At 28.8% G+C, this 26,354-nt stretch carries 24 protein-coding genes and 1 tRNA gene; 12 read left to right on the top strand and 13 right to left on the bottom strand.

The features are described 5' to 3' along the window. Positions 1 to 7: 7 nt before the first annotated feature. Positions 8 to 814, top strand: a complete 807-nt coding sequence (locus T395_RS0100215) for an HAD hydrolase family protein (protein WP_029512507.1) — start codon at positions 8 to 10, stop codon at positions 812 to 814. Between the two features lie 20 nt (positions 815 to 834). Here the strand turns inward: T395_RS0100215 and T395_RS0100210 are convergent, their stop codons facing one another. Next, entirely contained in the window at positions 835 to 1,932 is a 1,098-nt protein-coding gene (locus T395_RS0100210; RefSeq protein WP_029512506.1) for an MAG5150 family histidine triad lipoprotein, read from the bottom strand. Positions 1,933 to 2,476: 544 nt separating this feature from the next. Here T395_RS0100210 and ligA point away from each other — a divergent pair. From ligA to T395_RS0100195, 3 genes are all read left to right on the top strand, one after another. Then, a complete protein-coding gene (gene ligA / locus T395_RS0100205; protein WP_029512505.1) occupies positions 2,477 to 4,468 on the top strand; it encodes an NAD-dependent DNA ligase LigA in 1,992 nt (663 codons plus the stop codon). 2 nt (positions 4,469 to 4,470) lie between these two features. Beyond that, entirely contained in the window at positions 4,471 to 5,196 is a 726-nt protein-coding gene (gene tpiA / locus T395_RS0100200) for a triose-phosphate isomerase (RefSeq protein ID WP_029512504.1), read from the top strand. A gap of 125 nt (positions 5,197 to 5,321) precedes the next feature. Next, positions 5,322 to 6,509: a phosphoglycerate kinase gene (locus T395_RS0100195; protein ID WP_029512503.1), complete on the top strand. Its 1,188-nt coding sequence runs from the start codon at positions 5,322 to 5,324 to the stop codon at positions 6,507 to 6,509. Positions 6,510 to 6,531: 22 nt separating this feature from the next. Here the strand turns inward: T395_RS0100195 and T395_RS0100190 are convergent, their stop codons facing one another. The 8 genes from T395_RS0100190 to rplM all read right to left on the bottom strand — a co-directional run bounded on the left by T395_RS0100190 (position 6,532) and on the right by rplM (position 14,016). Continuing rightward, positions 6,532 to 6,906, bottom strand: a complete 375-nt coding sequence (locus tag T395_RS0100190) for a Smr/MutS family protein (protein ID WP_029512502.1) — start codon at positions 6,904 to 6,906, stop codon at positions 6,532 to 6,534. Next, positions 6,882 to 7,703, bottom strand: coding sequence for a bifunctional DNA-formamidopyrimidine glycosylase/DNA-(apurinic or apyrimidinic site) lyase (gene mutM, locus T395_RS0100185; protein WP_029512501.1), 822 nt, complete (start codon positions 7,701 to 7,703; stop codon positions 6,882 to 6,884). The genes T395_RS0100190 and mutM overlap by 25 nt, the downstream gene beginning before the upstream one ends. A gap of 131 nt (positions 7,704 to 7,834) precedes the next feature. Continuing rightward, entirely contained in the window at positions 7,835 to 8,803 is a 969-nt protein-coding gene (locus T395_RS0100175) for a lactate/malate family dehydrogenase (RefSeq protein ID WP_029512500.1), read from the bottom strand. 262 nt (positions 8,804 to 9,065) lie between these two features. Further along, positions 9,066 to 12,353, bottom strand: coding sequence for a DEAD/DEAH box helicase (locus T395_RS0100170; RefSeq protein WP_051617739.1), 3,288 nt, complete (start codon positions 12,351 to 12,353; stop codon positions 9,066 to 9,068). Continuing rightward, positions 12,346 to 12,891, bottom strand: a complete 546-nt coding sequence (locus T395_RS0100165; protein ID WP_029512498.1) for a DUF4256 domain-containing protein — start codon at positions 12,889 to 12,891, stop codon at positions 12,346 to 12,348. Before T395_RS0100165 ends, T395_RS0100170 begins: the two co-directional genes overlap by 8 nt. 159 nt (positions 12,892 to 13,050) lie before the next feature. Beyond that, positions 13,051 to 13,127 (bottom strand) — tRNA-Ile (locus tag T395_RS0100160). A gap of 57 nt (positions 13,128 to 13,184) precedes the next feature. Beyond that, positions 13,185 to 13,580 carry a 30S ribosomal protein S9 gene (gene rpsI / locus T395_RS0100155; protein WP_029512497.1) on the bottom strand — a complete coding sequence of 132 codons (396 nt, stop codon included), beginning with the start codon at positions 13,578 to 13,580 and terminating at the stop codon, positions 13,185 to 13,187. A gap of 1 nt (position 13,581) precedes the next feature. Further along, the gene (gene rplM / locus T395_RS0100150) at positions 13,582 to 14,016 is read right to left on the bottom strand and encodes a 50S ribosomal protein L13 (RefSeq protein ID WP_029512496.1); all 435 of its coding nucleotides are present in this window, start codon (positions 14,014 to 14,016) and stop codon (positions 13,582 to 13,584) included. 272 nt (positions 14,017 to 14,288) lie between these two features. Here rplM and T395_RS0100145 point away from each other — a divergent pair, with 272 nt between their 5' ends. Genes T395_RS0100145 through T395_RS0100110 form a run of 8 tightly spaced genes read left to right on the top strand, consistent with a single transcriptional unit; the run spans position 14,289 to position 20,752 of the window. Beyond that, positions 14,289 to 15,440: an aminotransferase class V-fold PLP-dependent enzyme gene (locus tag T395_RS0100145; protein ID WP_029512495.1), complete on the top strand. Its 1,152-nt coding sequence runs from the start codon at positions 14,289 to 14,291 to the stop codon at positions 15,438 to 15,440. Next, the gene (locus tag T395_RS0100140; protein ID WP_245599316.1) at positions 15,421 to 15,864 is read left to right on the top strand and encodes an iron-sulfur cluster assembly scaffold protein; all 444 of its coding nucleotides are present in this window, start codon (positions 15,421 to 15,423) and stop codon (positions 15,862 to 15,864) included. The genes T395_RS0100145 and T395_RS0100140 overlap by 20 nt, the downstream gene beginning before the upstream one ends. Next, positions 15,854 to 16,276: a hypothetical protein gene (locus T395_RS0100135; protein ID WP_029512493.1), complete on the top strand. Its 423-nt coding sequence runs from the start codon at positions 15,854 to 15,856 to the stop codon at positions 16,274 to 16,276. Before T395_RS0100140 ends, T395_RS0100135 begins: the two co-directional genes overlap by 11 nt. Next, a complete protein-coding gene (locus tag T395_RS0100130; protein WP_029512492.1) occupies positions 16,267 to 16,470 on the top strand; it encodes a nucleotidyl transferase AbiEii/AbiGii toxin family protein in 204 nt (67 codons plus the stop codon). Before T395_RS0100135 ends, T395_RS0100130 begins: the two co-directional genes overlap by 10 nt. Then, positions 16,463 to 17,719 (top strand): Y-family DNA polymerase, encoded by a 1,257-nt coding sequence (locus tag T395_RS0100125; RefSeq protein ID WP_029512491.1) that lies wholly within the window; start codon positions 16,463 to 16,465, stop codon positions 17,717 to 17,719. The genes T395_RS0100130 and T395_RS0100125 overlap by 8 nt, the downstream gene beginning before the upstream one ends. Positions 17,720 to 17,727: 8 nt before the next feature. After that, on the top strand, positions 17,728 to 18,822 hold the full coding sequence (locus T395_RS0100120; protein WP_029512490.1) for a nicotinate-nucleotide adenylyltransferase: 1,095 nt from the start codon (positions 17,728 to 17,730) through the stop codon (positions 18,820 to 18,822). A 1-nt stretch (position 18,823) separates the two neighbouring features. Further along, complete coding sequence (locus T395_RS0100115; protein WP_029512489.1) at positions 18,824 to 19,591, top strand: pseudouridine synthase; 768 nt, start codon at positions 18,824 to 18,826, stop codon at positions 19,589 to 19,591. 45 nt (positions 19,592 to 19,636) lie between these two features. After that, positions 19,637 to 20,752 carry an MAG0770 family lipoprotein gene (locus T395_RS0100110; RefSeq protein ID WP_029512488.1) on the top strand — a complete coding sequence of 372 codons (1,116 nt, stop codon included), beginning with the start codon at positions 19,637 to 19,639 and terminating at the stop codon, positions 20,750 to 20,752. A gap of 75 nt (positions 20,753 to 20,827) precedes the next feature. Here T395_RS0100110 and T395_RS0100105 read toward each other — a convergent pair whose 3' ends face one another. From T395_RS0100105 to deoD, 4 genes are all read right to left on the bottom strand, one after another. After that, entirely contained in the window at positions 20,828 to 23,212 is a 2,385-nt protein-coding gene (locus T395_RS0100105) for a phosphoketolase family protein (RefSeq protein ID WP_029512487.1), read from the bottom strand. Positions 23,213 to 23,523: 311 nt separating this feature from the next. After that, on the bottom strand, positions 23,524 to 24,195 hold the full coding sequence (gene deoC / locus T395_RS0100100; protein WP_029512486.1) for a deoxyribose-phosphate aldolase: 672 nt from the start codon (positions 24,193 to 24,195) through the stop codon (positions 23,524 to 23,526). A gap of 14 nt (positions 24,196 to 24,209) precedes the next feature. After that, the gene (locus T395_RS0100095) at positions 24,210 to 25,505 is read right to left on the bottom strand and encodes a pyrimidine-nucleoside phosphorylase (RefSeq protein ID WP_029512485.1); all 1,296 of its coding nucleotides are present in this window, start codon (positions 25,503 to 25,505) and stop codon (positions 24,210 to 24,212) included. 2 nt (positions 25,506 to 25,507) lie between these two features. Next, on the bottom strand, positions 25,508 to 26,212 hold the full coding sequence (gene deoD, locus T395_RS0100090; RefSeq protein WP_029512484.1) for a purine-nucleoside phosphorylase: 705 nt from the start codon (positions 26,210 to 26,212) through the stop codon (positions 25,508 to 25,510). Between the last annotated feature and the right edge of the window lie 142 nt (positions 26,213 to 26,354).

Here is a 26,354-nt window from a genome sequence, read left to right as displayed (position 1 = left end):
TAAAGAAATGAAAAAAAATTATAAAGCATATTTTGTAGATTTAGACGGTACATTTATTGACCAATTTGATAATCCGATTTATCCAGTTTCTCAAAAAAACATTGAAGAAGCTAAAAAAATTAACCAAACTAAATATTTAATTATTTCAACAGGGCGTTCTAATTCTGAATTCGTAATGGGCTTAGCAAATAAAATTAATTCTAAATACGTAATTTGCCAAAATGGAGCAGTTATTGTTGATAACAATAACAATGTTTTAAGAATGAATGTTATTGATTACGACACATCAAATAGATTAAAAAACTTTTTAGAAAATAGGAATTTAAGCTATACAATCAATGGCGATCCTTTGATTTACACTAATAATCCAGAATCGATTACTTTAGATCGCCCTTGAGTAAGAGAATTTAAAAAAGTGCCTTATTCACAGGCTAATTTGAACCAAACTATAAATCGTTTTTTAGCTTTTGGCTTGCCAAATGTTGAAACAACTAATAAATTGTCAGATGAAATTTTAAAAGAATTTCCTGAATTAAGAACTCACAAGGTTTCTAAAGGTTTATCTTTAGAAATAACAAATAAAAATTCAACCAAGGGAATTGGGAATTTATTTATCTGTGAAAAATTAGGCATTGATGTTAAAGATGCGGTTCATATCGGCGATTCAGGCAATGATATTGCCGTTAAAGAGCAAGGTTTTGACTTTATCGCAATGAACAATGCAATTGACAGTATTAAAGAATATGCTGACTTTATTACTGTTGATTATGAGAACGGTGGGGTTGCCAAAACAATTCAAGAATTAGAAAAATAGATGCGTAATGCATCTATTTTTTAGTTAGCTTCATGCCCGTTTGCTAAAGCCGGATTGGTTAAAATGCTTTCAACATTAACTAACGGGATTAAATTAGCAATATTAATCATTTTGGTTTTAATTTCATTAACACTATTTTTAATGTCTAAAGCAAATTTTTTTAATGAGGCTGCTGAAATTTGACTATCATCATTAAGCGATCTAACTTTATTAATTACTTTGTCTAAATTGCTTATAAATAAGCTTAATTGTGTATTTTCACTATCATTTGCTAAGTCGCTTGTTGCTAAATTTTTTACTGTTGTTAATTGATTTAAAGCTTCATTAAGATTTTCTTTTAATTTTGCAAAAACTTGAGCAAACATAAACATCATATTAGCGCTCGCGTGTGAATGATTATGTTCATGTTCTCCGTTGCCATTTTCATGTTCTTCGTGGTGATGTTCTGCTCATAATGATGGCGCTAAATTGGCTAATGAATTGGATATAAATTCAAAGTCGTGTTGAAATTTTTCCATTCATTTGCTCGATTCGAGCAAGTTGCCTTTTTCCACTGTTTCTTTAGCACTTAATAAGTAGCTAAAAGCTGAAGAATTAGGATTCAAGAATTTTTTAAGATTAACAGAATTAGTAAATAATTGAGCAATTAAATCTACGGCAACTACATTTAATTCATCCAAAACGCCTATAATTAAGCCATTTTTCTTAATTAAATTTTGATTGGCAAAATAATGTTTAAATTCGCCAGAATTAAATTCATTTAATTTTTCTAATAAATTAAAGTTAGTTTCTTGATTGCTACCTAAGATTCTTTCACCATAAACTTCTTCTTGTGTTAAAAACATACTTAGTTGTTGCGGAATACTTAATAACTTTTGTTTATTTTGTGAATTTGCATAAGGTGAATAAGTTTTGTTACCAAATTCACTTTCATTGTAAGTGAAATTATTTTTAATATTGGTTAAAAGCTGATTATATTGATCTATCCCTGCTATCAATTGTAAATTAACGATATTTTTTGCTTTTGTATCTGTGCTATTACATGAAGCCGCCATTACAGTTGATAATACTGGTATAAAAGCACCATTGATTAATACTAATTTGCCAAATTTCTTCATTTTTCTCCTTTTAAATGCTAAAAAAATGCTTTTTTATGCTTTTATTTAAAATTTTAAGATTTTAAATTATTAATTAAATAAAAAAGGCTTTTTCTCTTATAATTAATTTGGATTTGTTAGTCAAATCCTATGTAAATTTATTTTACATAATTTATATTATTTGAGTTTATAAAGTTATTATTTTGTTTATATTTTATTTTCGAATATGTTTTATTGATAAATTTAAACAAATTAAGGCAATAACGCAATTACTATTCAATCTTTCTCTCTTTTAAATTTTTTTTAAAAACCAATCTTATATTTATAGCATAAATACAAATTGGTTGCGTCATAGACGTTCGGGTTTGCCAATTTGTACTCATTTGAATAGCGAAAATAATAATTTAATAATAATTAAAAGCGGCTGGGGAGCCGCTTTTTTCTATAATTAAATATTAATTAATTGAACTTTTGGATTAATTTTTCATATTCTGTTCATAATTACTTAAACTATATAAAATATATTATTATTAATAATATAGACAACTTATGAAAGGAGTCGTTAATGAAGCAAAATTTATTAGAAATTAAAAAACAAATAAATGATTTAGTTAACAAAATAAACAAGTGAAACAAAGAATATTTTGTTGATAATGACCCTTCAGTAAGTGATGAAATTTATGATAAAGCATTACTAGAATTAGAAAAGTTGGAAGAAAAATATCCAGAATACATTTCGCCTAATAGCCCAACACAAGTTTTGGGTGCTTATGTTGATAATAAGTTTAAAAAAGTTGTTCATCAAAAACCAATGTTGTCTTTGAGCAAAGCATATAGTTATGATGAAATTGAAAAGTATATTGATAATTTAGAAAAATTCATTCCGATTGAAGAAATAAATTTTAGTATTGAACCAAAAATTGATGGTTTGTCAATTTCGCTTCATTATGAAAACGGTTATCTAAAACAAGCTGTTACTAGGGGAGATGGCTTAGAAGGAGAAGATGTAACTGATAACATTCGTGCTATTAAAAGCATACCTCAGGTTCTCGACTTTCAAGATAAAATCGAAGTTCGCGGTGAAGTTTTTATGCCAAAAGATAGATTTCAACAATTGAATGCCAAATTAGCAGCTAAAGGCGAAAAAACCTTCGCTAATCCGCGTAATGCAGCTAGTGGTACTTTAAGACAACTTGATAGTAATATTGTTGAAGCAAGAGGTTTAGAAGCTTATTTGTATGAAATTGTCGAACCTGAAAAATACCAAATCACCTATCAAAAAGACGCTTTGGAATTTTTAAAAAAATTAAATTTACCAACTAATCCATATTCCAAATTTGTTGAAATCGAAGAATTAGCCGAAGCAATTGAAAATTTTGCCGAATTAAAAAACACTTTTAATTATGATGCAGATGGTTTAGTCATTAAATTAAATAATTTAACTTACTGAGATAAATTAGGTAGAACAGCTAAGTTCCCTAAACATTCAATCGCTTTCAAATATGAAGTTGAAAAAGCTTCAAGCACAATTCTCGGTATTAAAGCAACTGTTGGTAGAACAGGCAAAATAACTTATGTGGCAAACCTAGCACCGGTTGAATTGAATCAAACTACTGTACAAAATGCAACTTTACATAATTATAATTTCATTGAAAATTTAAAAATAGACATTGGCGATAATGTTGTTATTGTTAAAGCTGGTGAAATAATTCCTAAAATTATTGATAACTTGGATCAAAAAGAAAACACAAATTACCAAAAAGTCTTAAATTGTCCTTCATGTGGAATGAAACTTGTTGAATTTGAAGGCAATATTGATCAATTCTGTATAAACAAAAAGTGTCCTGATATCATTATGAATTCAATAATTCACTTTGCTTCGCGTAAATCAATGAATATTGTGGGCTTAGGTGAAAGCACAGTTAAAGATCTTTATAAAATAGGTTTACTAACAAAAATTTCTGATATTTTTGAATTAAAAAACCATAAAGATAAAATTTTAGCATTGCCTAGATATGGTGAATTAAAAGTTAATAATTTATTAAATAATATTAAAAAAGCTAAAAACGCTAATTTTGCTAAGGTAATGTTTGCCATCGGAGTCAATCACTTAGGCGAAAGAGCAGCAAAAATTTTCTCAGAATACTATGCTAATTTTGCCGAATTAATAAACGATTCAAACTTAACTAAAGTTAGTGGCATTATGAATATTGGCCCAAAAATTATTGAATCTGTTTCTTCATACTTAAAAAATCCTGATAACTGAGAATTGTTACAACGACTTGATCAAGAAATGATTTACCAAAATACTAATAAAACAGCCGAATCTGACAAATTAAAAGATTTAATTTTTGTAATAACTGGTAAATTAAATAATCCACGCGATCATTATCAAGACTTAATTGAAAAAAATGGCGGTAAAGTAGCTTCTTCTATAAGTTCTAAAACTTCTTTCTTACTTTTAGGTGAAGACGCTGGTTCAAAATTGGAAAAAGCTAAAAAATTAAATGTAAAAATTATCAATGAGCAAGACTTTTTACAAATGATAGGTAGGTAAAAATGAAAAAATTATTTATTATGGCAAACTGAAAAACCAATAAAGATTTTCACCAGACATTAGAGTTTTTATATGACATAAGCAAATTGATTAAAAAGGGAACAAAAATCGAAAATGAAGTAGTTATCGCTCCTCCTTTAACATCAATTAGTGCCTTTAAAGCTTTTAAAATTCCAGAAATTGCAATTGGTGCACAAGATGTTTCTGAATTTAGTAATGGCGCTCATACAGGCGATGTTTCTGCTGAAATGTTAGCCAACTTAGACACAGAATATGTTATTGTTGGGCACTCTGAAAGAAGAAGATTCCACAATGAAACTTGCGAAATAGTCAATAAAAAAGCCCAAAATGTTTTAAATGCTAACATGATTCCAATAATTTGTGTCGGCGAAAACATAGATGAATATAACAACAAGCAAACAAAACAAGTAATCGAAAAACAAATAAATGAATCAGTTAAATACTTGGATTATTCACAAATTATGATTTCTTATGAACCGATTTGAGCAATCGGTAACAAAGCAGCTAAACCTGAAGAAGCTAATGAAATTTGTGAATTTATTAAGCAATTAACTAACAACAAATGTAAAGTGTTGTATGGTGGAAGTGTAAATAAAGACAACATTCATGAATTGGGTTCACAAAGTGCTATTGACGGTTTCTTAGTTGGCGGAGCAAGTTTGAAGCCTGAAAGCTTTTATGAGCTTATTAGTGCCAAAATAGATTAATTAAAAAGTCTATAAAATAGTCCTTCTAGGCTATTTTATTAAAGTTTATTTTCTTTAATTCCATTACAAGAAAAAATAATAAAAACTATATAATTATGATTATAAAAATTGAAAAGGAGTAAATTATGAAAAAAACTATCGATGACTTAGTTTTAAATGGTAAAAAAGTCATAATGAGAGTTGACTTGAATGTACCAATTGAAAATGGTGTAATTATGTCAAACAAAAGAATTCTTTCTTCATTGCCATCAATTAGAAAAGTGGTACACGAAGGTGGAAAATTAATTTTACTTTCACATTTGGGAAGAATTAAGAGCGAAGAAGATTTAAAAGCAAATTCACTTTTCCCTGTTGCTATTGAACTTTCAAGACTTTTAGGTAAAAACGTTGTTTTTGTTGATGAAACAAGGGGTTCTCATTTAGAAAGCGCAATTGCTGAAATGAAAAAAGGCGAAATCATTTTAGTTCAAAACACCCGTTATGAAGACTTAAATGATAAAGCTGAAAGCAAAAATAGTGATGAATTGGCACAATATTGAGCTTCATTAGCTGATGTGTTTATTAACGATGCATTTGGTACATCACACAGAAAACACGCATCAACTTATGGAATTGCTAAATATGCAAAAGAGACAGCAATTGGTTATTTAATTCAAAATGAATTAAATCAATTGTCAAAATTAATAAATAATCCAAAACGTCCATACATGGCTATTGTTGGTGGAAGCAAAGTTTCTGACAAAATTCAAGTTTTAAACAAACTTGTTGACCAAGTGGATCGTCTTTTCTTAGTTGGTGGGATGGCTTACACATTTGAAATTGCTAGAGGTAGAGAAGTTGGTAAGTCGCTTGTTGATGTTGAAAACCTTGAATTTGCTAAAGAATTCTTAGCAAAACACGGAGAAGAAAAAATCTTCTTACCAATGGACTTTAAAGTAGTTGATGAATTTGCTGATGTTGAACCAACAATTTACGAAGTTAATATACCAAAAGACAAAATGTCACTTGACATTGGTCCAAGTACTGTTGAAAAATTCAGAAAAGCTTTATCAAAAGCTAAAACAGTGGTTTGAAATGGTCCTGCTGGTGTTATTGAATTTGAAAACTTTAAACAAGGAACAATGGGCTTAGCAAAAGCTATTGGCGAAATCAAAGGCGCATTTACTGTTGTTGGTGGTGGCGATAGTGCTGCATTAGTTGAAAAAGAAAACTTAGAAAACTTATTTAGCCATGTTTCAACCGGTGGTGGTGCAACATTAGAATTTATTAAAGGCGAACCTTTACCAGCTATTGAAATAATTCAAGAAAAATAAAAAGAACTGAAAAGTTCTTTTTTTAATTGCTATTCTCAAATCATTCTTCAATTAATTCATCACCATTAGTTGAATTATTAAAGTTTTCATAAAATTCATAGAGCTCATTAATGTTGAAATCATCAATTTTATAGCCATTTTGGGAAAATTGAATTTCATACATTCCACCATTATTACTTGTTGAATATGTTAAATTATGTTGTTTAAGCGCCTCTTCTAAAACTGTTTTTAAAGCTCCAGTTCCTTTGCCAGTGATAATAGTCATTTTTAAGTTTTTTTGATTTTGAGCACTCAATAAAGCAGTTTCAATAGCCGCAACTGCTTGTTCTTGATTCATTCCATGTAAGTCAATTTCTTTTATATCTGAATAATCTATATTTTTTGGCAATTTGGGCATAAATAAGTTCCCCTTTGATTAACAAAAATTTTCACAATTCGGCTTTGGCATCTTGCACAAGGTTCATTTTCTCTCATGTGAACTTTGAGAAAATTTTGAAAATTACCCTTAACGCCATCCACAGATGTATATGATTGAATTGACGAACCGCCCTGTTTTATAGCCAAATCCATAATTTCACCGGCTTTTTTAACTAATTCATTTATTTTGCTTTTTGTTAAATTGCAAATTTTAGTTTCTGGATGGATTTTAGTATTTCATAAAGCTTCATTTGCATAAATGTTGCCAACACCTAATATTAATGTTTGATCCAATAAAAAGGCTTTGACTGTAATTCTTCTATTTTTAATTTGGTCATATAAGGCATCAATATCAATTTCGCTAGGAATTTTTGCCAACTTACTAAGTGGTAAAGTTGTCAATAATGTTTCTTTAGTTTTAATATCAAAAGTACCAAATTGACGAGCATCGTTATAGTATAAACAACTTTGATCTGTAAAACTAAATACCACATAATCATGTGGTTCTAAACTTCTTCTCTTTTTATATGTGTTGTATTTACCGGTCATTCTTAAATGGCTAACTAAAAATTTATCATTAGTTAAATTGAAAATAATATATTTACCTAAATTTGAAATACTTAAAATTGTTTCGCCTATTAAAAAATTCTTAAATTCTTCTGGCGAAGCATTTTTAAGCATCTTTTCATGAAAAAGTTCAATATTTTCAATTTGTTTACCGGCCACTTTATCGTTTAGACCTTTAACAACTGTAATAACTTCTGGCATTTCTGGCATATGGTAATTATATTTGAAAAGTTATTGCTTTTAATGATAATTCAACACTTTTGCAAAAAGATAATTTAATATTAAATACAAAAAATCAAAAAAAGCCATAAAAATTTTCCTTTTTATGGCTTTTTAGTTTATTAATCAAATTTAACATCAACACCTATGGTTGCTAAAGTTTCAGTGTGAACTTTTGCCATGTGTGAAGTTGATTGTTCAAACATTTCTTTTTCTTCTTTAGTAAATGATGGTTTGAATGGTAGATATTCATAACCATTTTCACCTAAAATTACAGGTATTGAGGTATAAATTCCTGCATTTTTATAGCCTTTAGGTAATTTAACACCTAGGTTCATAACTAATCTTTTGTTATTTAAAATTGCATCTGTAATTTCATAAATTGATGTACCAATACCGAATTGAGTGTTACCCTTACGTGAATAAATGTAAAAGGCTTCATCAATGGTTTTTTTCATTATTAAATCAAGATCTTCTTTGGTAATTTTCTTGCTTTTTAATAAATCTTTAATACTTGATTCACCAATTTTAACTGAAGATCACATTGGAATAGCACTTGCTCCGTGTTCTCCTAAAACTGAACCTTGAATAGAATCTGGTGATATTTCAAATTTTTCAGCAATAAATTTCTTAAATCTTGCTGAATCTAATAAAGTACCAGTTGAAATAACTTTTTTATATGGCATATTACCTGCATAAACAAAAACAGAAGCCATAACATCACAAGGGTTAGCAGCAACAATTACAGTGCCTTTAAATTTTGCAGCTAATAATTGGTCCGCAAATGATTTCATTAATTTAGAATTAGCACCTGCTAATGCTAAACGATCGCTTAAATCTTTTCCAGCTGGAATTGAAGCAGTAATAACAACTATGTCAGCATCTTTAGCATCAGCTAAAGTACCAGCAGAAAATTTTGAGTTATTTCTAGGCATTAATGCTATCATGTCTTGAAAATCATGAGCATGAGCTTGACAAATTTCTTCGTTTTTGTCAACAAAGATTCATTCAGCTTGCATACCACGAGCAATAGCAATATTCACAAATATTGTGCCTACATTACCCATACCAACAACAATAATTTTTTTCATAATTTCCTTTTTAGATTTTGATTATTCAAATCAAAACTTAATCATTTCAAATAAATTAATATGGTTTAAAACCTTAAAAATTATACTTTTTTTTAATTAATCAATAACAAAAGCATAAAAAAGATTCAACATTTTTTGAAATTTTTTTGTAAATTGGGCATTTAATTTATTTTAATCCAACATTTTTGGGCTAATTTAAGGCTAATTAAAATTTTTAGGCTATAATAAGCCGATAAAAAAACAAGGCAAATAATCACCTTGTTTATAATTTAACTATTTCTGATTTTTTTACTTCTTCATTAGCATCAGAATTTTTGTTTAAACTTTCTAAAGCGTTTAATTGTGGATAATTTACATAATCAATTTCTAAAGTTTTTTCGCTTTCTTGATTTTGATAAATTAATTCAATTGTTTCATCTGAAATATAATTATCTATTTCAGTGTCTAAATTTTTAATAAATTCAAAAATTGCGTCTTTTTCTTTTTCTCAAGCAATCCTATTCAAGTTGTAAATACGATATTTTTTAGCCTTAATAAATTTCACAATATCATTGAATTTCAAATAATCTCCTGCATTTTGGTAATTTAAATCATCAATTACAAAACCAATTTCCAGATTATCTTGATTCATAATAGCAAAGCTAATATTAATTGTTCCAATAGTTTGGTTTTCAACTAATTTTAAGTGCGGATACTTGGCCAATTCAATGGTTAAGTGTTCCTTAACATCATTGTAAAAATTACTTTTTTGCTCTAAATCGAGGCTTTTTTCAGCTTTTTCAGTTGTAATATAAGCTTTTCTTTCTTCAGGAGAAAGTTCTAAAAATTCTAGTCATTTTTTGAAAGTTAAAACATCTTCATTTTCAAAAGAATTCAACTGAATATCGCTTGATTTAAGCGATTTAATTACTATTAATTTATCTTTAGCTCTACTAATTGCTACATTAAGTGCGTTTCTTCCACCAGGACGCCCTACATAAGTAGCATGAATTGTGGCGTTAGCATCATAACCAATAGTCGCGATAACTAAATCAGCTTCATCACCTTGAATGTTTTCTATATTTCTGATTAATAAATTATTGTTCAATAATGCTTTTTCTAAATCAGGATGATTATTTAATATTTCGTTTTGAATGTATTCTTGTTGTTTTTTATTAAAACAAAGCAAAATAATTTTGTCATAGATCGACAAATTCAATTGTAATTGTTCAATTGCCAATTTAACTTCACTCAAGTTAGTGTTGTTTTCTCAAACACCATTAATGTCATAAACTTCAATTGGCTCATTTTTGTTGATTTTAAAAGCATCAATTACATCAAGGCTACTGTTATAGAAGTTTTTTGAACTAAAAGTCATTAAAGCAGCATAATTAGAACGATAGTTTTTATCTAACAAAATAGTATGAACTCCTAAACTTTTAGCATAATCAAGCAATGATTCAACAGTTCCATAAATTGTATCTTCATCAGTATATCTAATACCAAATCAATTTGATGGTTTCATTTGTTGATCATCGCCCGCTAAAATTTTTCTTTTACCTAAATAAAGCAAAGGAAGACCTTTTTCAATGAAAATTTGACTAGATTCATCCAAAATTACATAATCAAATTCTTGTTTTTCTCAAGGTGATAAATCAGTTTCCGGGTTAGCGATAATAATTGGATAAAGCACTTTAATAATTGGGGCAAATTGTTTAACAAATTTAAATGGCTCAATTTTACCAGTGTTAGCTGCGATTGTAAAATGACGCAACATTTCTTGTAATTCAGGTGATAATTTTTCAATTTTTTGATTAATTCTTCAAGCAATGAAATGTTTTAATTTATCCTCTTCGCTGATTTCTTTTGAATCGTTAATTGGCAGAATGCTAATTAATTGTTGAATTTTTTGTAAATCATCGCTTTCGGCTTCATGCATTATTTCTAAAACTTCATTTATATCTCAATTTAAATCTTTTAATTTATTATATGCAGTTGCTCCGTGTTTTTTGATTGAGCGATTTAATTTATTAAAGATTTTGAATTTGACTTTATTTTCTTTTAATAAAGCTGAGATATATGCCTTTTCATTTTTAACAGCAAAATTGTTTGCAAATATTCATTTATAGTCTCTAATTTGAATTAAATAATCTCAAAGTTCTTGATCAATTTTGCTAAATTTATTATCTAATTTAGCTATCAAATAGGCATAATAATCAAATTTAGGATCATTTTGAAATTGAGCTAACTGTTCAACAAAATCAATTTCTTGCTTGGTAATAATAGTTGTTGGAGTTGGCAAAATTTTATTATTTAAATCAAAATTTTGTAAATAGTTCAAATATTTTTTAATTGGTTCATAAAAGCTCTTTCTTTTAATATTTCTTGATAAAACTAAGAAAAGACAAAAATCGCTCAAGCCTTGCATTCTATCTTTAATAACATCTAAGGCTGCTTTTTTCTCTGAACACACAAGAGCGGTTTTTTGATAAACCAAAATATTGGTTAATATATTAACAATTGTTTGACTTTTACCTGTTCCTGGTGGACCCCAAATAATTGTGTTTTGATTCATTGCGCTAATAATAGCTCTATCTTGCGAATAATTAGTTGGTGTAATTTTAAAAATTTCGCTTTCTGGATTAAATAAAACCTTGTCTATTCTTTCAACATATTTATTTTTATTAAATTCAACTTCTAAAATGCTTTCTAATTCGCCCTTATTAATAATATCAAGCATACGATTACGGACATAACCTCCAGATGGTTGATAAAGTCCTAATACTATACCACTTGAAAATTCTAAATCCCGATTAACTATTGTTTCTGGCTTTAATTTTTGGCAATAATCAACTAATTTGATGTTAAAGTTATATAAATCTTTTCATTCAACATTTAAATAATCAATTAAATTGCTAATTGTTCATTCACTAATATCGCTATGTATAGTTAAATCAAATTTAGCTTGTTGTAAAATGAATAATAATTTTTCATTGAGCTTGATTCCACTACTTGATTTAAGATATGCACGACCATTTTTAAAAACTAAATCAACTTCTTTTAGAAATAATGGCGAATAAATTGGCTTACCTTCAATTGATACTTTAACAAAAACAAAACCTAAATGTAATGGTCATGTACTTGATTGTTCATAAATCTCCACTGCTCTGTTAGCAAAAAGTTTTCAATCAGTTATTTGTTTTTGGAACTTAGCTTTTAACTCACTGATAATTCTTTCTTTTTGAACAAAAAAATGTTTTTCAATTTGACCTTGGCGATTATCGCTTAATTCAAAGTTATTGTTTAATAAATATTCAATTAATTGTTCAGGAGTCTCAATTAATTTAATTTGTTCTATCATTTTTTGTGAATATTTTTCCAAAAGAGGTATTTCAAAGTCATTTTGATAAATTATTTTATTGTATAAATCTTCATCAAAATATTGCAGACAGTCAAAATTAAATTTGCTATTTAAGTTAGTAAAAACTGCTGAATCATTGGGCGAAACATCAAGTAAATTATTTAATATAGCTTGATATTCTTTTTTTATTTGGTCATCTTTGTTATACATTTCTATCCTCTTTCTCAATTAATAAGCATGTACGAAAACCTCTTGATGAATAATAAGAATCGGCTCCATTATGATAAATAAATGTAGCGCCATACCTTTTATCACCAAAAATCGCTCCGCCTTTTTCACGGATTTCATTTGGAGTTTTTAGTCAAACAGATGTTTTTAAGTCTAAATCTTCAACTTTTTGCATTTGCCTATATAAATTTTCATCAACTAGTTCAACTCCATTTTTTCTACATCATTCTATTGCTGAATTGCTTGGTGGAAAATTTTTACGATTTATTCTAGCTTCTTTGTCATAACAAAAGCTTCTTCTACTTTTTGGAGCTTCTGCCACAAAATCAACATAATAAAGTTTGTCTAAACATTGAATAACATCGATTTCGCCACCTTCATTTTCCATTTGTTCTAGTTTAAAAATCAATGTTTCATTTTTCTTTAAAATGCTTTCAATTTTTTCCCATTTAACATCATTATGCCTATGCATATTTTGTTTAAATCTTTCGCTCAATAATTTAACGAAATTATTATTCATCTTTCTCTCCTAGTTTGTCTATCTAATTTTATTTTAAAAATTCATAGGCTTGATTATTTTTAAAAAAATGTTATTTTTAGCTAAAAACAGCCTGCTAACTAATTAAATAAAATTTGATAAAAAAACTGCCAAATAGGCAGTTTGGTCAATTTCTTGAAATGGTGCGAACGAATGGACTTGAACCATCGACCTCACGATTATCAGTCGTGTGCTCTAACCAGCTGAGCTACGCTCGCATATACTATGAATTTTATCATAAAATCCATAGATATTATTTATTTTTTTAATAAAAACTAACGTTTTGAGAATTGACGAGCACGACGAGCAGCGTTAAGACCTGGTTTTTTACGTTCTTTAACACGTGCATCTCTTGTTAACATGCCTTCTGGTTTTAGTTTAGCACGGTATGAATCACTAGCTAATAATAATGCACGAGCAATACCTAAACGAATTGCGCCTGCTTGACCACTTAAACCACCACCTCTAACATTAACAATAATGTCAAAAGTACCTTTTGTTTCTGTTAATACTAATGGTTGTTCAGCATCTTGAATATATAAGTCTGATGTTAAGTAATCTTTAGCATCACGGTGGTTAATAGTAAATTTACCATTTCCTTTTCTAAGGATAACACGTGCTGTTGAAGATTTACGACGACCTAATCCACGGTATTCAATAATGTTTGTCATATTATCTTACCTCTAAACTTTCTGGTTGTTGTGCTTCATGTTTGTGATTTGTACCTACGTAAACAAATAAATTCTTACGTTGTTTGTTGCCTAATTTTGTATGAGGAAGCATACCATAAACAGCTTTTTCAACTAATGCAGTAGGTTTTTTAACTCTTAATTTAGCTGCATTAATGCTTTTCAATCCACCTGGGTATCCTGAGTGGTGGTAGTACATTTTATCTTCTTCTTTGTTAGCAGTTAAAACTACTTTTTCAGCATTAATAATAATTACATTGTCACCCATATCTGCATTTGGAGTGAATGTTGGTTTAGTTTTTCCTCTTAATACAGAAGCAACGAAAGCAGCTAAACGTCCTAATACTTGACCTTCAGCATCTACAACATATCATTTTTTGTTTGCGTTTTCACGGTTGATAATTGTTGTTTGTCTCATACTTCCTCCTTGTTAGTTTTTAATGTTTAAAATTGCTTTACTATTATAATATATAAGCCAAAAAATAAAAGATATTTTTTAAGCATTTTTGACTTAGTTTTAGATAAAGCCAATCTTTTATTAATTAAAATTTCGGTTAATATGATAGTTATACAACATATTGCTAAAATTGCGCAACATTTTATTATTAATAAATTAAATTGTTTAAAAACCTTTTATTTTGCCTTATTAAACAAACAAAAATAACTTAAATAATTTAAAATATGTGTATTATGAATTCAATTAGAACTTTTTTTCCTTTATTAGAAAAAATCACTTTTTTAGATAATTCAGCAATGGCACAAAAGCCCACCGATGCATTAGAAGCTGAAATGGATTTTTACACTAAATATGCAGTAAGCACAAGAACTAGCGAAACAGAAATTGGCATTAAGAATTTAATGGCAATAAATGAATTAAAAGCAAAGGTAAAAGACTTATTATTGGCCCAAAATGAACATATTGTTTTTACTTCTGGAACAACTGATTCTTTAAATAAAATTGCTTTAATGCTCAAAGATAATATTAAATCTGGCGACAAAATTGTATTGTCTGCTTATAACCACTCTTCAAATATTGGTCCATGAATCAAAATTGCTAATGAACAAGGAGCAACAATAATTTTTAGTGAAGATATTGTTTCTGCTTTGGATGAAAAAGTAAAAATTATTGCTCTATCGCAAATAACAAACTCTTTTGACCAACAAATTGATTTAAACAATATTTACCAAAAAGCCAATGAAATAGGTGCTTTGGTAATCAATGATGCTGCTCAAGCCATTATTTCTGAACAAGTGTCTTTTGCTAATTGTGATGTAATAGCTTTTAGTGCTAATAAACTTTATGGTCCAACAGGTTTTGGAATTTTAGCATTTAATGAAAAGATCAATAAGCTTATTAAGCCAGTTTTCATAGGTGGTGGAACAGTTGATAGGATAAGCCTTGATTGCTCATTGGAATTAAAAAATAGCGATGCTATTTTTGAGCCTGGCACACCTAATTTAGCTGCTATTCATATGTTCAATAAATCTTTAGATTGATTTAACAAAAATGTAGGTTATGCTAAAACTAAAGAAATTTTATTAGACTTAACACATTATTTATGAGATAAGCTGGCTGAATTGCCGAATGTTACTCTTTATAATAACCGTGATAATCATATTATTTTATTTAACATCAATAATGTTCCTGCTCAAGATGTTGCGCATTATTTAGGAACACAAAATATCTATGTTCGTTCAGGAATCTTTTGTGCTAAATATTTATCTAATATCAAACCTGAAGGTTCATATATCAGAGCTTCTTTAGGAATATATAATAATAAAGCAGATTGCGATAGGCTAATTGAAGCATTAAAAGAAGGAGGTGATTTCCTTGTTATATAACCCAGATCAAAAAAGACAAATAATTATGAAGCACTATACAAATCCACAATACAAAACATTATCTGTGGATGAAAAACACATTGAAAAGTTTGGTGAATCATGTTCAGATTATTTAAACTTTACTTATGAAATAGTTGATAAGAAAATAAAAAACTTAAGATTTGCTGGCAATGGTTGCGCTTTCTTTTTGGCTTCAACAGACATTTTATGTGGCAAGATTAATGATAAAGAAATTAACGAAACACTCAATTTCATAGATGTTTATGAAAAATTGATTTTAGGCGAAGAAGCATTGAGTAATGAAGAACAAGAACTTTTAGAAGAATTAATGGTTTTTGATAATGTTAAAACACATTACAATAGAGTGAATTGTTGCTTAATGCTTGTTAGACCATTAAAAAACGCTTTAAAAAATGTTAAATAAAACTATTTATCCTAAAAATGTTCCCAAGACCACTAAAAAAAATTATTTATCAGGATGACAAAGTTTAAACTTACAACTTGATAAGGAAAATTGGGGTGGTGATTGACATTTTATTAACCATTTTTATTCTTTTAATCAAAATCAAGAGTTGCCAACATATTCTTATAATTCTCATTTAGGTTTTAAAGGGATACTTAAAAGAACTATCAAAATTTTTGATACTGAAAAAACCATTTATGTTGCTTCATATCCAAGAGTAGTGTTTGATTTATGACATCGATTTTTAAAGACTAACCAATTCGACATGCTTTATGAATTTTCATTTTCAAATAAACAAAAAAATATTATTCATTCATATTTAAAGATTTGTAATTGTCATAAGTGTAAGGAGTATTTAGAAATATGAAACTAACTAATAACCAAAAAGAACATTTAAAAGTTATTAATGATGTCTTAAAATACATTCCTAATAACTATGTTTTAAAGTGTGGAACGGCATTACTACTTGATTATGATTTAGATAGGTTTGGTGAAGATATTGATTTAGATTATTTGATTACTAATACTAAATTCAATAATCTCAAAAAGGCTTTAAAAAATGTTTAATAAAACTATTTTTCACATTGATTTTGATTCATATTTTGTTAGTGCCCATCGTTCAGTTGATCCTTCACTAATTGGCAAGCCCGTTGCAATTGGCAGAAATTTAAAAAGATCAATTGCTTCATCAATTAGCTATGAATTGAAAAATAAAGGCGCAAAAACAGGTTGACCAAATTACAAAATTTTTGAAATTGAACCTAAAACAATTATTGTTGAACCTAACTTTGAATTATATGTGTCAATTTCCAACAAAATTTTTGATTATTTATCTAAAAAATATTCAAGATTTATTGAAATTTATTCAATTGATGAATGTTGAATCGACATGACTAAATTAGTTGTAGATACTAACCCTGTAAAATTAGCTCAAAAAATTCAAAAAGAAATATTAAATAAATTTAAAATACCAATTACTATTGGAATTTCATATAACAAATTTTTAGCTAAAATGGCTACTAATTTAGGTAAACCTTTTGGCATAAAATTTATTGATTATTTTTTAATGAAAGATGAAATTTGACCTTTAGATATTGAAGAATTCTTCGGAATTGGCAATAATACAATACCAAAGCTTCGTGCCCTAAATATAAATAAAATAGGTGATTTAGCTAAATCTGATCCTTACGAATTAAGACTTTATGATATTTTTAAATCACGAACTAAAATCTTAGTAGATGAAGCAAGGGGTTATGGTTCTGATGAAATAGTTATTGAACACAATCATTTAAAAAGTATTGGCACTGACTTAACCTTTATGTCAAATGATATAGATGATTATGATCATTTGCTAGAGATTTTAAAATCTTTAACCAAAAAAGTGTGTTTCAAGGCAAGTAATCGTGATTTAGTAGGTAATGTAATTTATATTAATATTCGTGATATAGACAGAAAATGAACAGGTAAGCAACATAAAATGCCAATTTATTCAAATGAATTTTCATATATATGAAGCAAAATTAGAGAATTGTTTGATAAAACTTGAAAAGGCAATGTTTTAAGAGGAATCGGAGTAAAATTGATGAACGTAAAACCTGTTTCTATAGTTGGTACTCAACTGCCTCTTTTTACTAAAAATGGCGAAGCAATTATAGAAAAGGCGGAAAGCGAACAAGAAAAAACAGTTAAACAATTAATTAAAAAAATAAATTCAACAAATATGCAAGAATTAGTGTTTACAGCTGATAAATTAGAAAAAAAGAAACATAACAACAAGATACAAACAAAGTTTATTGATGATGATTATGTTAAATAAGGAGAATTATGAAAATTGGTTTATATGGCGGATCATTCAACCCGGTGCATTCAGGACATATAAAAATTGCTAAAGATGCTATAAAAGAGCTTAATTTGGATAAATTAATTTTTATTCCTGTTGCAACAAATCCTTTTAAAAAGAAACAAAAAATTGCTTCCGCAGAACATAGAGTAAAAATGTTGGAATTAGCAATTGAGAATGAAGAAAATATGGAAATTTCTTTATTTGAAGTTAAAAGAAAAGGTGTTAGTTATACTTTTGAAACTATTCGTTATTTTAAAAAACAATTTCCCAATGATCAACTTTTTTTCATTATGGGAAGTGATTTATTGCCTAAATTACACAAATGAGAATTTATTGAGGAAATAGCACAAAATTGTCAATTAGTAGTTTTCAAAAGAGAAAAAACAATTAACAAAACTAATATTAAAAAATTTAATATTAAAGTGCTTAAAAATCCACTTTACCCTGAATCATCAACTGCGGTAAGAGAAGGTCATTTAGAACAAACTCCTTGAAAAGTCAATGAATATATTGGTGATAACTTTTTATATGCTAGCGAAATCTTACACAACATATTAAAAGTCGATCCAGCAAGAGCAAAACATTGTGTTGCTGCAGCGGAATTTTCAGCAGAATTAGCTAAAACAATTAATTATGATGCTAAAGAAGCATATTATGCTGGTTTATTTCATGACATCACTAAAAAAATGAGTGTGGAAGATAGCCATAAATTAATTAAAAAATATGTCAAAAATTACAAAGTTGAAGATTATCCAGATTTTGTTTTACATCAGGTAACAGGTGCTTTATGAGTTTCAAAAATTTATAAAAACTCTAATGTAAGAATAGCTAAAGCAATTAGCATTCATACCACATTAGCCTATGAATTAGACGATTTGGACAAAATTTTATTCATAGCTGATAAGATTTGTGATGGCAGAGCTTTTGCTGGAGTACAAAAATTAAGAAAATTAGTTTTAACCGATTTTGATGAAGGGTTTAAAACTGTTGTAAAAACAAATTACGATTATAATAAAGCAAAAGGCGTTGTTTTTTCAAAAGAAGCACAAGAAATATATAACAAATGAATGGAATAAAATGGATAATAACTTAGTAAGATTACAAAAACTTATTGCTCATAGTGGTTTTTGCTCTAGAAGAAAAGCTGAAGAATACATTGAAAAAGGTAAAGTTTTGGTTAATGGAAATAAAGCCAAAATTGGTGATTTAGGCTCTTTTAATGATGAAATTATTGTTAATGGCAAATTAATTCAAATTCAAAATAAAAAATTAGAGTACTTTATTTTGAATAAGCCTGAAAAAACGATATCAACTGCTAAAGATCCACAAAAAAGAAGAACAGTTGTTGATTTAATAACAACAACTGATCAAAGACTTGTGCCTGTTGGCAGATTAGATTATGATACTACAGGTTTATTGCTTTTAACCAACGACTTAGAAATGGTAAATAAATTAACTCACCCTAAGTATGAAATTAAAAGAATTTATAGAGTGAGAATTAATGAACCTTTAACCCTTAAAGAATTTAGAGAAATTAATAAAGGTGTTATGGTTAACGGAAAAATGTCTAAACAAATTGTAAATCAGGTTGAGAAAAAATCATATACAGTTGAATTACATGTTGGTTCATATCACCATATTAAAGAGCTTTTTGCGCATTTCGATCGTAAAGTCATTAATTTAAAAAGATTACAATATGCTAATTTGAAAGTTGATGAAATACCTAAAGGTTGATATCGTCCTTTAAAACCAAAAGAATTAAAGGATTTGAAACAAATAATTCGCCTTCAAGAAGCTAAATTAGCTAAAGAAGAAAAAGAAACAAAAGCCGAAAATAGAGCATAGCTCTATTTTTTTGTACAATATAATAAATAAGTAGAAAAGGCCATAATGAAAAAAATTAAATATTTAATAACCAGTTTTGCTTTTGTTCCCATAATTACAACTAGTGCTGCTTGTCAAAGTAGTTTTTATGATGTTCAAAAGTCGTTAGATGCAGAATATAGCGCTAAAATTCATCAACTTTATAATAGTTACGTTGCTAATTTAAACCAATTGAGAGGGTTTTTTAGCGATGATTTTAATGTTAATAGTGCTTATAATTACTTTAATTCTCGTTTGAATAAAGCAACTGCTATTGGCAAGTTTGTTGAAGATGTGCTAAGTAGTAGTAGAAATATTGTGATTAATAACTTATTAAAATTAGATAATAGTAGCAAAGATATTGGCTATTTTGATTCGAACAATACTTTTGTTTCACAAAAAAGCAAACTAAATGAAATATTGAACGAATTAAGCTATAATCAAGCCGAATATGTAAATAATTTTGTGGCACAAATGACTAATTTCCAACGTTTAAATGTGGAAATGTTTGAAATTATTAAGAGTGATATTAAAATTTTTGATTCTTGATCATTTAAAAAATTTGCAAATATTTTTAGAGATTATCCTGATTGACCTTTATTTAAAAACACAGAAGATCCAACGTTTGAAAAAGAATTATTCAATGATAGTTTAAATAATGAATTTAAAAGATTGAATTTAGAATTTGAATCAAAAATTTATAATCAAAAAATGAAAAATATTGATTATTCAAAATTAGGCTCAGTTGCCTTGCCGGATGGTTCTCAAGGACACTTACATGCTTTAATCAACTTATGAAACGAATGAAATTCAATGACATTTATTTTGAGAAATTCAGAAGGCGACTTGCATTGTGACTCAAACAATAAATACATTTTAATAGAAGATTTTATAGCTAAATTTAAACGATTGAATAATTACCAAAACGACTTGTTTATAGTTAGAAAAGATAATTTAAATGACAAATTTAATTTAAGCGCTTTTGTTAAGGATTTAGAAAAAGTTTATCAAACTAATTCTCCTGAAATTTATAGTAATACAGAACCAAAAACTAAATTTACCAAAGCACTTTTAGAGCCGGCTGAAAAATTACTTAAGATAGCGGAAATGATTATTGCTGAAGTGAAGTATTATCAAAATTAACTATAAAATGGCTGTTTTGGTCGATAATGCTAATATGATGACACAAAAAAACTAGGGTTATCCCTAGTTTTTAAATTATTTTTTAAGACCTTCTCATTTTCAGTATCTAACTTCATCCATGTCAATACCAAATTCTTTGATGTATTTGTTGTGAGTATCAATTTTGTCGCTCATCTCTTTAACAAATGATCTAGCTTCGTCTTTGCCTAAAGCAGCTTTAGCAGCTGTTTGAGCAATGTGGAATCTATCCATTTCACTCATTAAACGAATGTCAAATGATGTAGTAATGTCACCATTTTCTCTATAACCATGTACATGTAAATTGTGGTTGTTTCTTGTAAAGAAGATGTCTCTAATTAAACCTTCATAACCATGGAAAGCAAAGACTACTGGTTTGTCTTTAGTGAAAATAGCGTCGAATTCATAATCAGCTAAACCTCTTGGGTCAATTGATGTGCTACGTAATCTTAATAAATCAACAACGTTAACAAATCTAATTTTTAATGAAGGATATTTAGCATTTAAGTATGAAATAGCCGCTAATGATTCTAAGGTTGGTTCTGTACCAGCAGCAGCAATGACCAAATCAGGTTCTTCTTCTAAAGTGCATGTTGAAGCTCATGGAACAACTTTTAATCCATTGTTAATTAAGATTTGAGCTTCTCTAACTGAGAATCATTGTTCTCTTGGTTGTTTTGAAGCAACAATCAAGTTAATTACATCTCTTTCAGTAAATGCTTTGTCTAAAACAGCTAATAATGAGTTAGAGTCAGCAGGTAAGTATTCACGAATTAATTCTGGTTTTTTGTCAGCTAAGTGTCCTAAAATACCTGGATCTTGGTGAGTGTAACCATTGTGGTCTTGTTGGAATGCTGTTGAAGTAGCAATAACATTCAATGATGGATAATCATTTCTTCAGTGAACTTTTTGTGCTTTAGCAACTCATTTCATATGTTGTGTAAGCATTGAATCAACAACTCTTAAGAATGATTCATATGAAGCAAACATACCATGACGACCTGTTAATACATAACCTTCTAAGAAACCTTCAGCTTGGTGTTCTGATAATTGTGAATCAATAACACGTCCAGCTGGAGCAATAGTTTCATCTAATTGAGCATCAATTCTTTCTAATCATTGTCTGTTTGTTGTTTTAAGAACATCAAACATTCTGTTTGATTTAGTTTCATCTGGTCCAAAAATTCTAAAGTTAGTTGGGTTAAGTTTAATAACTTCAGCAAATCATGTACCTGCTGTAGCCATATCTTGAGCTTTAATTTCACCTGGTCTATCAAACTGTAAAGCAATATCTTCTCATTTTGGTAATTTTAATACTTTAGGGTCAATTCCACCATTTGTAATTGGATTCATTGCCATTCTCTTATTACCTTTTGGAGCGATTGAAGCATATTCAACTTTAAATGAACCATCTGCATTAAATAATTCATGTGGTCTATATGATTCAAGTCATTTTACTAAATCAGCTTTTTTAGCTAAGTTTTCTGATGAAACAGCCATAGGAACTTGGTGTGATCTGAAGCTTCCTTCATAAACTTTTCCATCAATTGTGTGTGGACATGTTCATCCTTTTGGTGTTCTAACAACTAAAGCTGGTCAAATTGGACGTTTTGCTTGCATTGCTGAATATTTACGTGCTTCAGCTTGAATTTTTTTGATTTTGGTAATTGCTTTGTCAAAAGCTTTAGCCATTGGTTTGTGAATACCTTCTGGATTAAATACATCAGCTTCCACAAAAATAGCTTCTCAACCAAAACCTGCTAATAATTGAGTAATTTCTTTGTTTGTTTTACGAGCTAAAATAGTTGGGTTTGAAATTTTTCCACCGTTAACGTGGATAATTGGTAAAACAGCACCATCATTAACTGGGTTAATGAATGATGAAGAATATCATCCTGCCATTAATGGTCCAGTTTCAGCTTCACCATCTCCAATAACTGTAGCTGCAATAACTTCAGGATTATCTAAAATAGCACCTGTAGCATGTGAAAGTGCATAACCTAATTCCCCACCTTCATGAATTGAACCTGGTGTTTCAGGCGCTGCATGAGACGCTGTTCCTCCTGGGAATGAGAAACGTTTAAACATTTTAGTCATTCCAGCAATATCTTGAGTAATTTCTGGGAATAATTCTGTGTATGAACCATCAAGATATGAGTTAGAAATCATAACTTGACCACCGTGACCTGGACCTTCAATGTAAAACATATTAAGGTCATATTTGTTAATCACACGGTTCAAGTGAGCGTAAATTAAGTTTTGGCCAGGAATTGTGCCTCAGTGACCAATTGGGTAAATTTTAATATCATCTTCAGTTAATGGTCTTTCTAAAAGAGGATTGTTTCTTAAATACATTTGACCTACTGATAAATAGTTAGCAGCTCTTCATCAAGCATGCACTTTTTTTAAGTAATTACTTGAGTTAAAGTCTTTTTGACTCATATATATCCTTTCATATAATTTTCATTAATTAAATTAAAATAGGAATTTACTTCTTATTTTTCTTATTAATTTTATATTATTTTCATAAATATTTAATAAATATCTAACATTAGAAACACAAAAATTTATAGGTTTTAATGATGTTTTAATTCGCAATAAAGACATGTCTACTTCGTTATTTAACATTTAATAAATTTTATTTTTGTTTCTAATTTAATTGTTTCATAGGCTTTTTGGGCAATTTATTTTTGCCATATAGTCAACTTAATTCATTAGGCGAAGAAAAAAACGGCTTTTGCCGTTTTCTCGAATTAATATGAATTAGGATCTGCTTCTTTTGATTCTAAAATAGCAATTGAACGTGATGTACCAAATCTAGTAGCTCCAGCTTCGTTCATGTTAATCATATCATTCATGTTTGAAATCCCGCCAGCTGCTTTAATTAATAATCTACCGTTTCCAATTTTAGCCATAGTTTTAACATCATCAAGTGAAGCTCCACGAGTTGAAAAGCCTGTTGAAGTTTTAATAAATTCCGCTCCTGAATTAGCAACGATTTCTGTTACTTTTTCAAGTTCTTCTTGTGTTAATAAAGCTGTTTCAACAATAACTTTAAGAATGTGTGAACCACAAGCTGTTTTAACTTCTTTAATGTCATTTAAAACATATTCATAGTCTTTATCTTTTAACTTACCGATGTTAATTACCATATCAATTTCATCAGCGCCTTCTTTAATTGCTTCAGCAGCTTCATATGCCTTAACTCTTGATAATGACGCTCCTAATGGAAAACCAACAACTGTTGTAATACCAACTTCTGTTCCTGCTAGTTCTTTTTTAGCATATGGAATTCATGCGCTGTTGATGCAAATTGTTTTGAAGTTATATTGTTTAGCTTCATTAATTAATTTATCAATTTGTGCTTTTGTAGCATCTGCTTTTAAATAAGTATGATCAATCATACGGTTGTATTCTTTTTGCATAATTCTCCTATAAATTAGCTTAATTTAGCTAAAATGATTTTGTTTTCAACTGGTTCTGCGTTGTATTTGTATGCTTCTTTAAGCTCGCTTACAAGGCTTTCATCAATTGGTTTTGATGAGTAAAGTTTAAACATTGTTTCGCCTTTTTTAACATATTCATTGGTCTTTTTAACCAAAGTAATACCTGCTTCGAAGTCAATTTTATCAGCTTTTGTAGCACGTCCAGCACCAAGTTTCATTGCAACTTTTCCAAATACTAGCGAGTCAAAAATGTCTAAATAACCGTCTTGTTCTGCTTTAACTTCAAGTTCATAAGCTGGATGTCAGAAATCAACTTTTTCAATTGCTGAATAATCTCCACCTTGAAGTTCAATAAATTCTTTAAATTTAGCTTTCGCTTTGCCATTTTCAATAACTTCTTTAACTTTAGCTAAACCTTCTTCGTATGAAGCAACTGCTTTAGCTTGAAGTAAGATTGTGGCACATGATGAGTAAACCAACTCATTGAAATCATGAGGCCCTTTGCCTTCAAGTGTTCAAAGTGCTTCAAGCACTTCATTTTTATTACCAATTTCTCTACCAATTGGACGATTCATGTTAGTAATTTCTGCTCTAACATCTACATTAAGTTCTTTACCGATTGAAATCATTGCATTGGCCAATGCTTTAGCTTCTTCAAGATTTTTCATAAATGCGCCTTTACCACATTTAACATCTAAAAGAATAGCATTTGAACCTGTTGCTAGTTTTTTAGACATGATACTTGAAGCAATTAAATGAATTGATTGAACTGTGCCTGTAACATCTCTAAGTGCATAAAGCAATTTATCCGCTGGAACTAAGTTAGCACTTTGTCCCATAATCGCAATATTGTGTTTCTTAACTTGTTCAATAAAATCTTTTTCGCTTAATTCAACACTAAAACCAGGAATAGATTCTAATTTATCAATTGTTCCACCTGTGTGACCAAGGCCTCTTCCTGACATTTTTGCAACTGGTACTCCACAAGCTGCAACAATTGGACCAACAGCAAGAGTAGTTTTATCACCAACTCCACCTGTTGAGTGTTTGTCAACTTTAATTCCTGGAATTTCGCTTAAATCAATTACAGCTCCAGAATGCATCATTGTTTTTGTAAAATAAGCTAATTCTTCACTGCTCATTCCGTTAAATACAACTGCCATTAAAAAAGCCGACATTTGATAATCTGGCGTTTCACCTTTAACATAAGAATTAATTAAATAACTAATTTCTTCTTTAGTTAAATTTTGATTAAAACGTTTTTTTTCAATTAAATCAACAATTCTCATAATTATCTCGCTAAGCCAAGAGCAATTTCCATCATTTTTGTAAATGCTGTTTGACGTTCTTCAGCTGTTGTTTCTTCATGTGTGATTAAGTTATCACTAATGGTTAATAAACATGCAGCTTGTTTGCCGGTTACTTCAGCATTTGTAAATAAAGCATAAGATTCCATTTCAACACAAAGAGCATCTGTATCTTTAATTCTTTGTTCAACTGGAATAACTGAATAGAATACATCTGATGAGTGAACTCTACCTAAGTTTAATTTTGTACCTTTTGCTTTAGCAATTTCTAAAATTTCGTTGTTTAATTCACTTGATGGTAAAGCAATGTTGCCTCCTTTGCCTAAAGCAATTTTTCTGTATGAATCTCCATCAGCTAATGCTTCTGAAGCAAGCACAACTTCATATAAGTCTAAATCTGCTTTATATGAACCTGCTGAACCAATTCTAATAATTCTATCTACATCATAAAATTTGAATAATTCGTATGAATAAATACCGATTGATGGGCAACCCATTCCGCTTCCTGCGATTGTAACAGGTTTTCCTTTATATGTGCCAGTAAACATAAACATATTTCTAACACTATTAACTAATTTAAAACCAGGGTCTAAATATGTTTCAGCTATAAATTTAGCTCTTAATGGATCTCCTGGCATAATAACTGTTTTAGCGATTTCGCCTTGTTTGGCTGATATATGTGGTGTCATTTTTTCTCCTTAATAACAATAAAATGTGGCTTAGCCACTTAAAAAAACATTACTTTATAATTATATAAATATTTATTATTTTTTATATACCTATTTATTAATTAAGAAGGATAAAAATCATTTACAATATGGTCAAATGAGG

Source organism: Mycoplasmopsis iners ATCC 19705 (assembly GCF_000701805.1).
Classification (GTDB): domain Bacteria; phylum Bacillota_I; class Bacilli_A; order Mycoplasmatales; family Metamycoplasmataceae; genus Mycoplasmopsis; species Mycoplasmopsis iners.
Note: the sequence above shows the minus strand (reverse complement) of the source record. Positions and strands in the feature narration are given on the sequence as shown.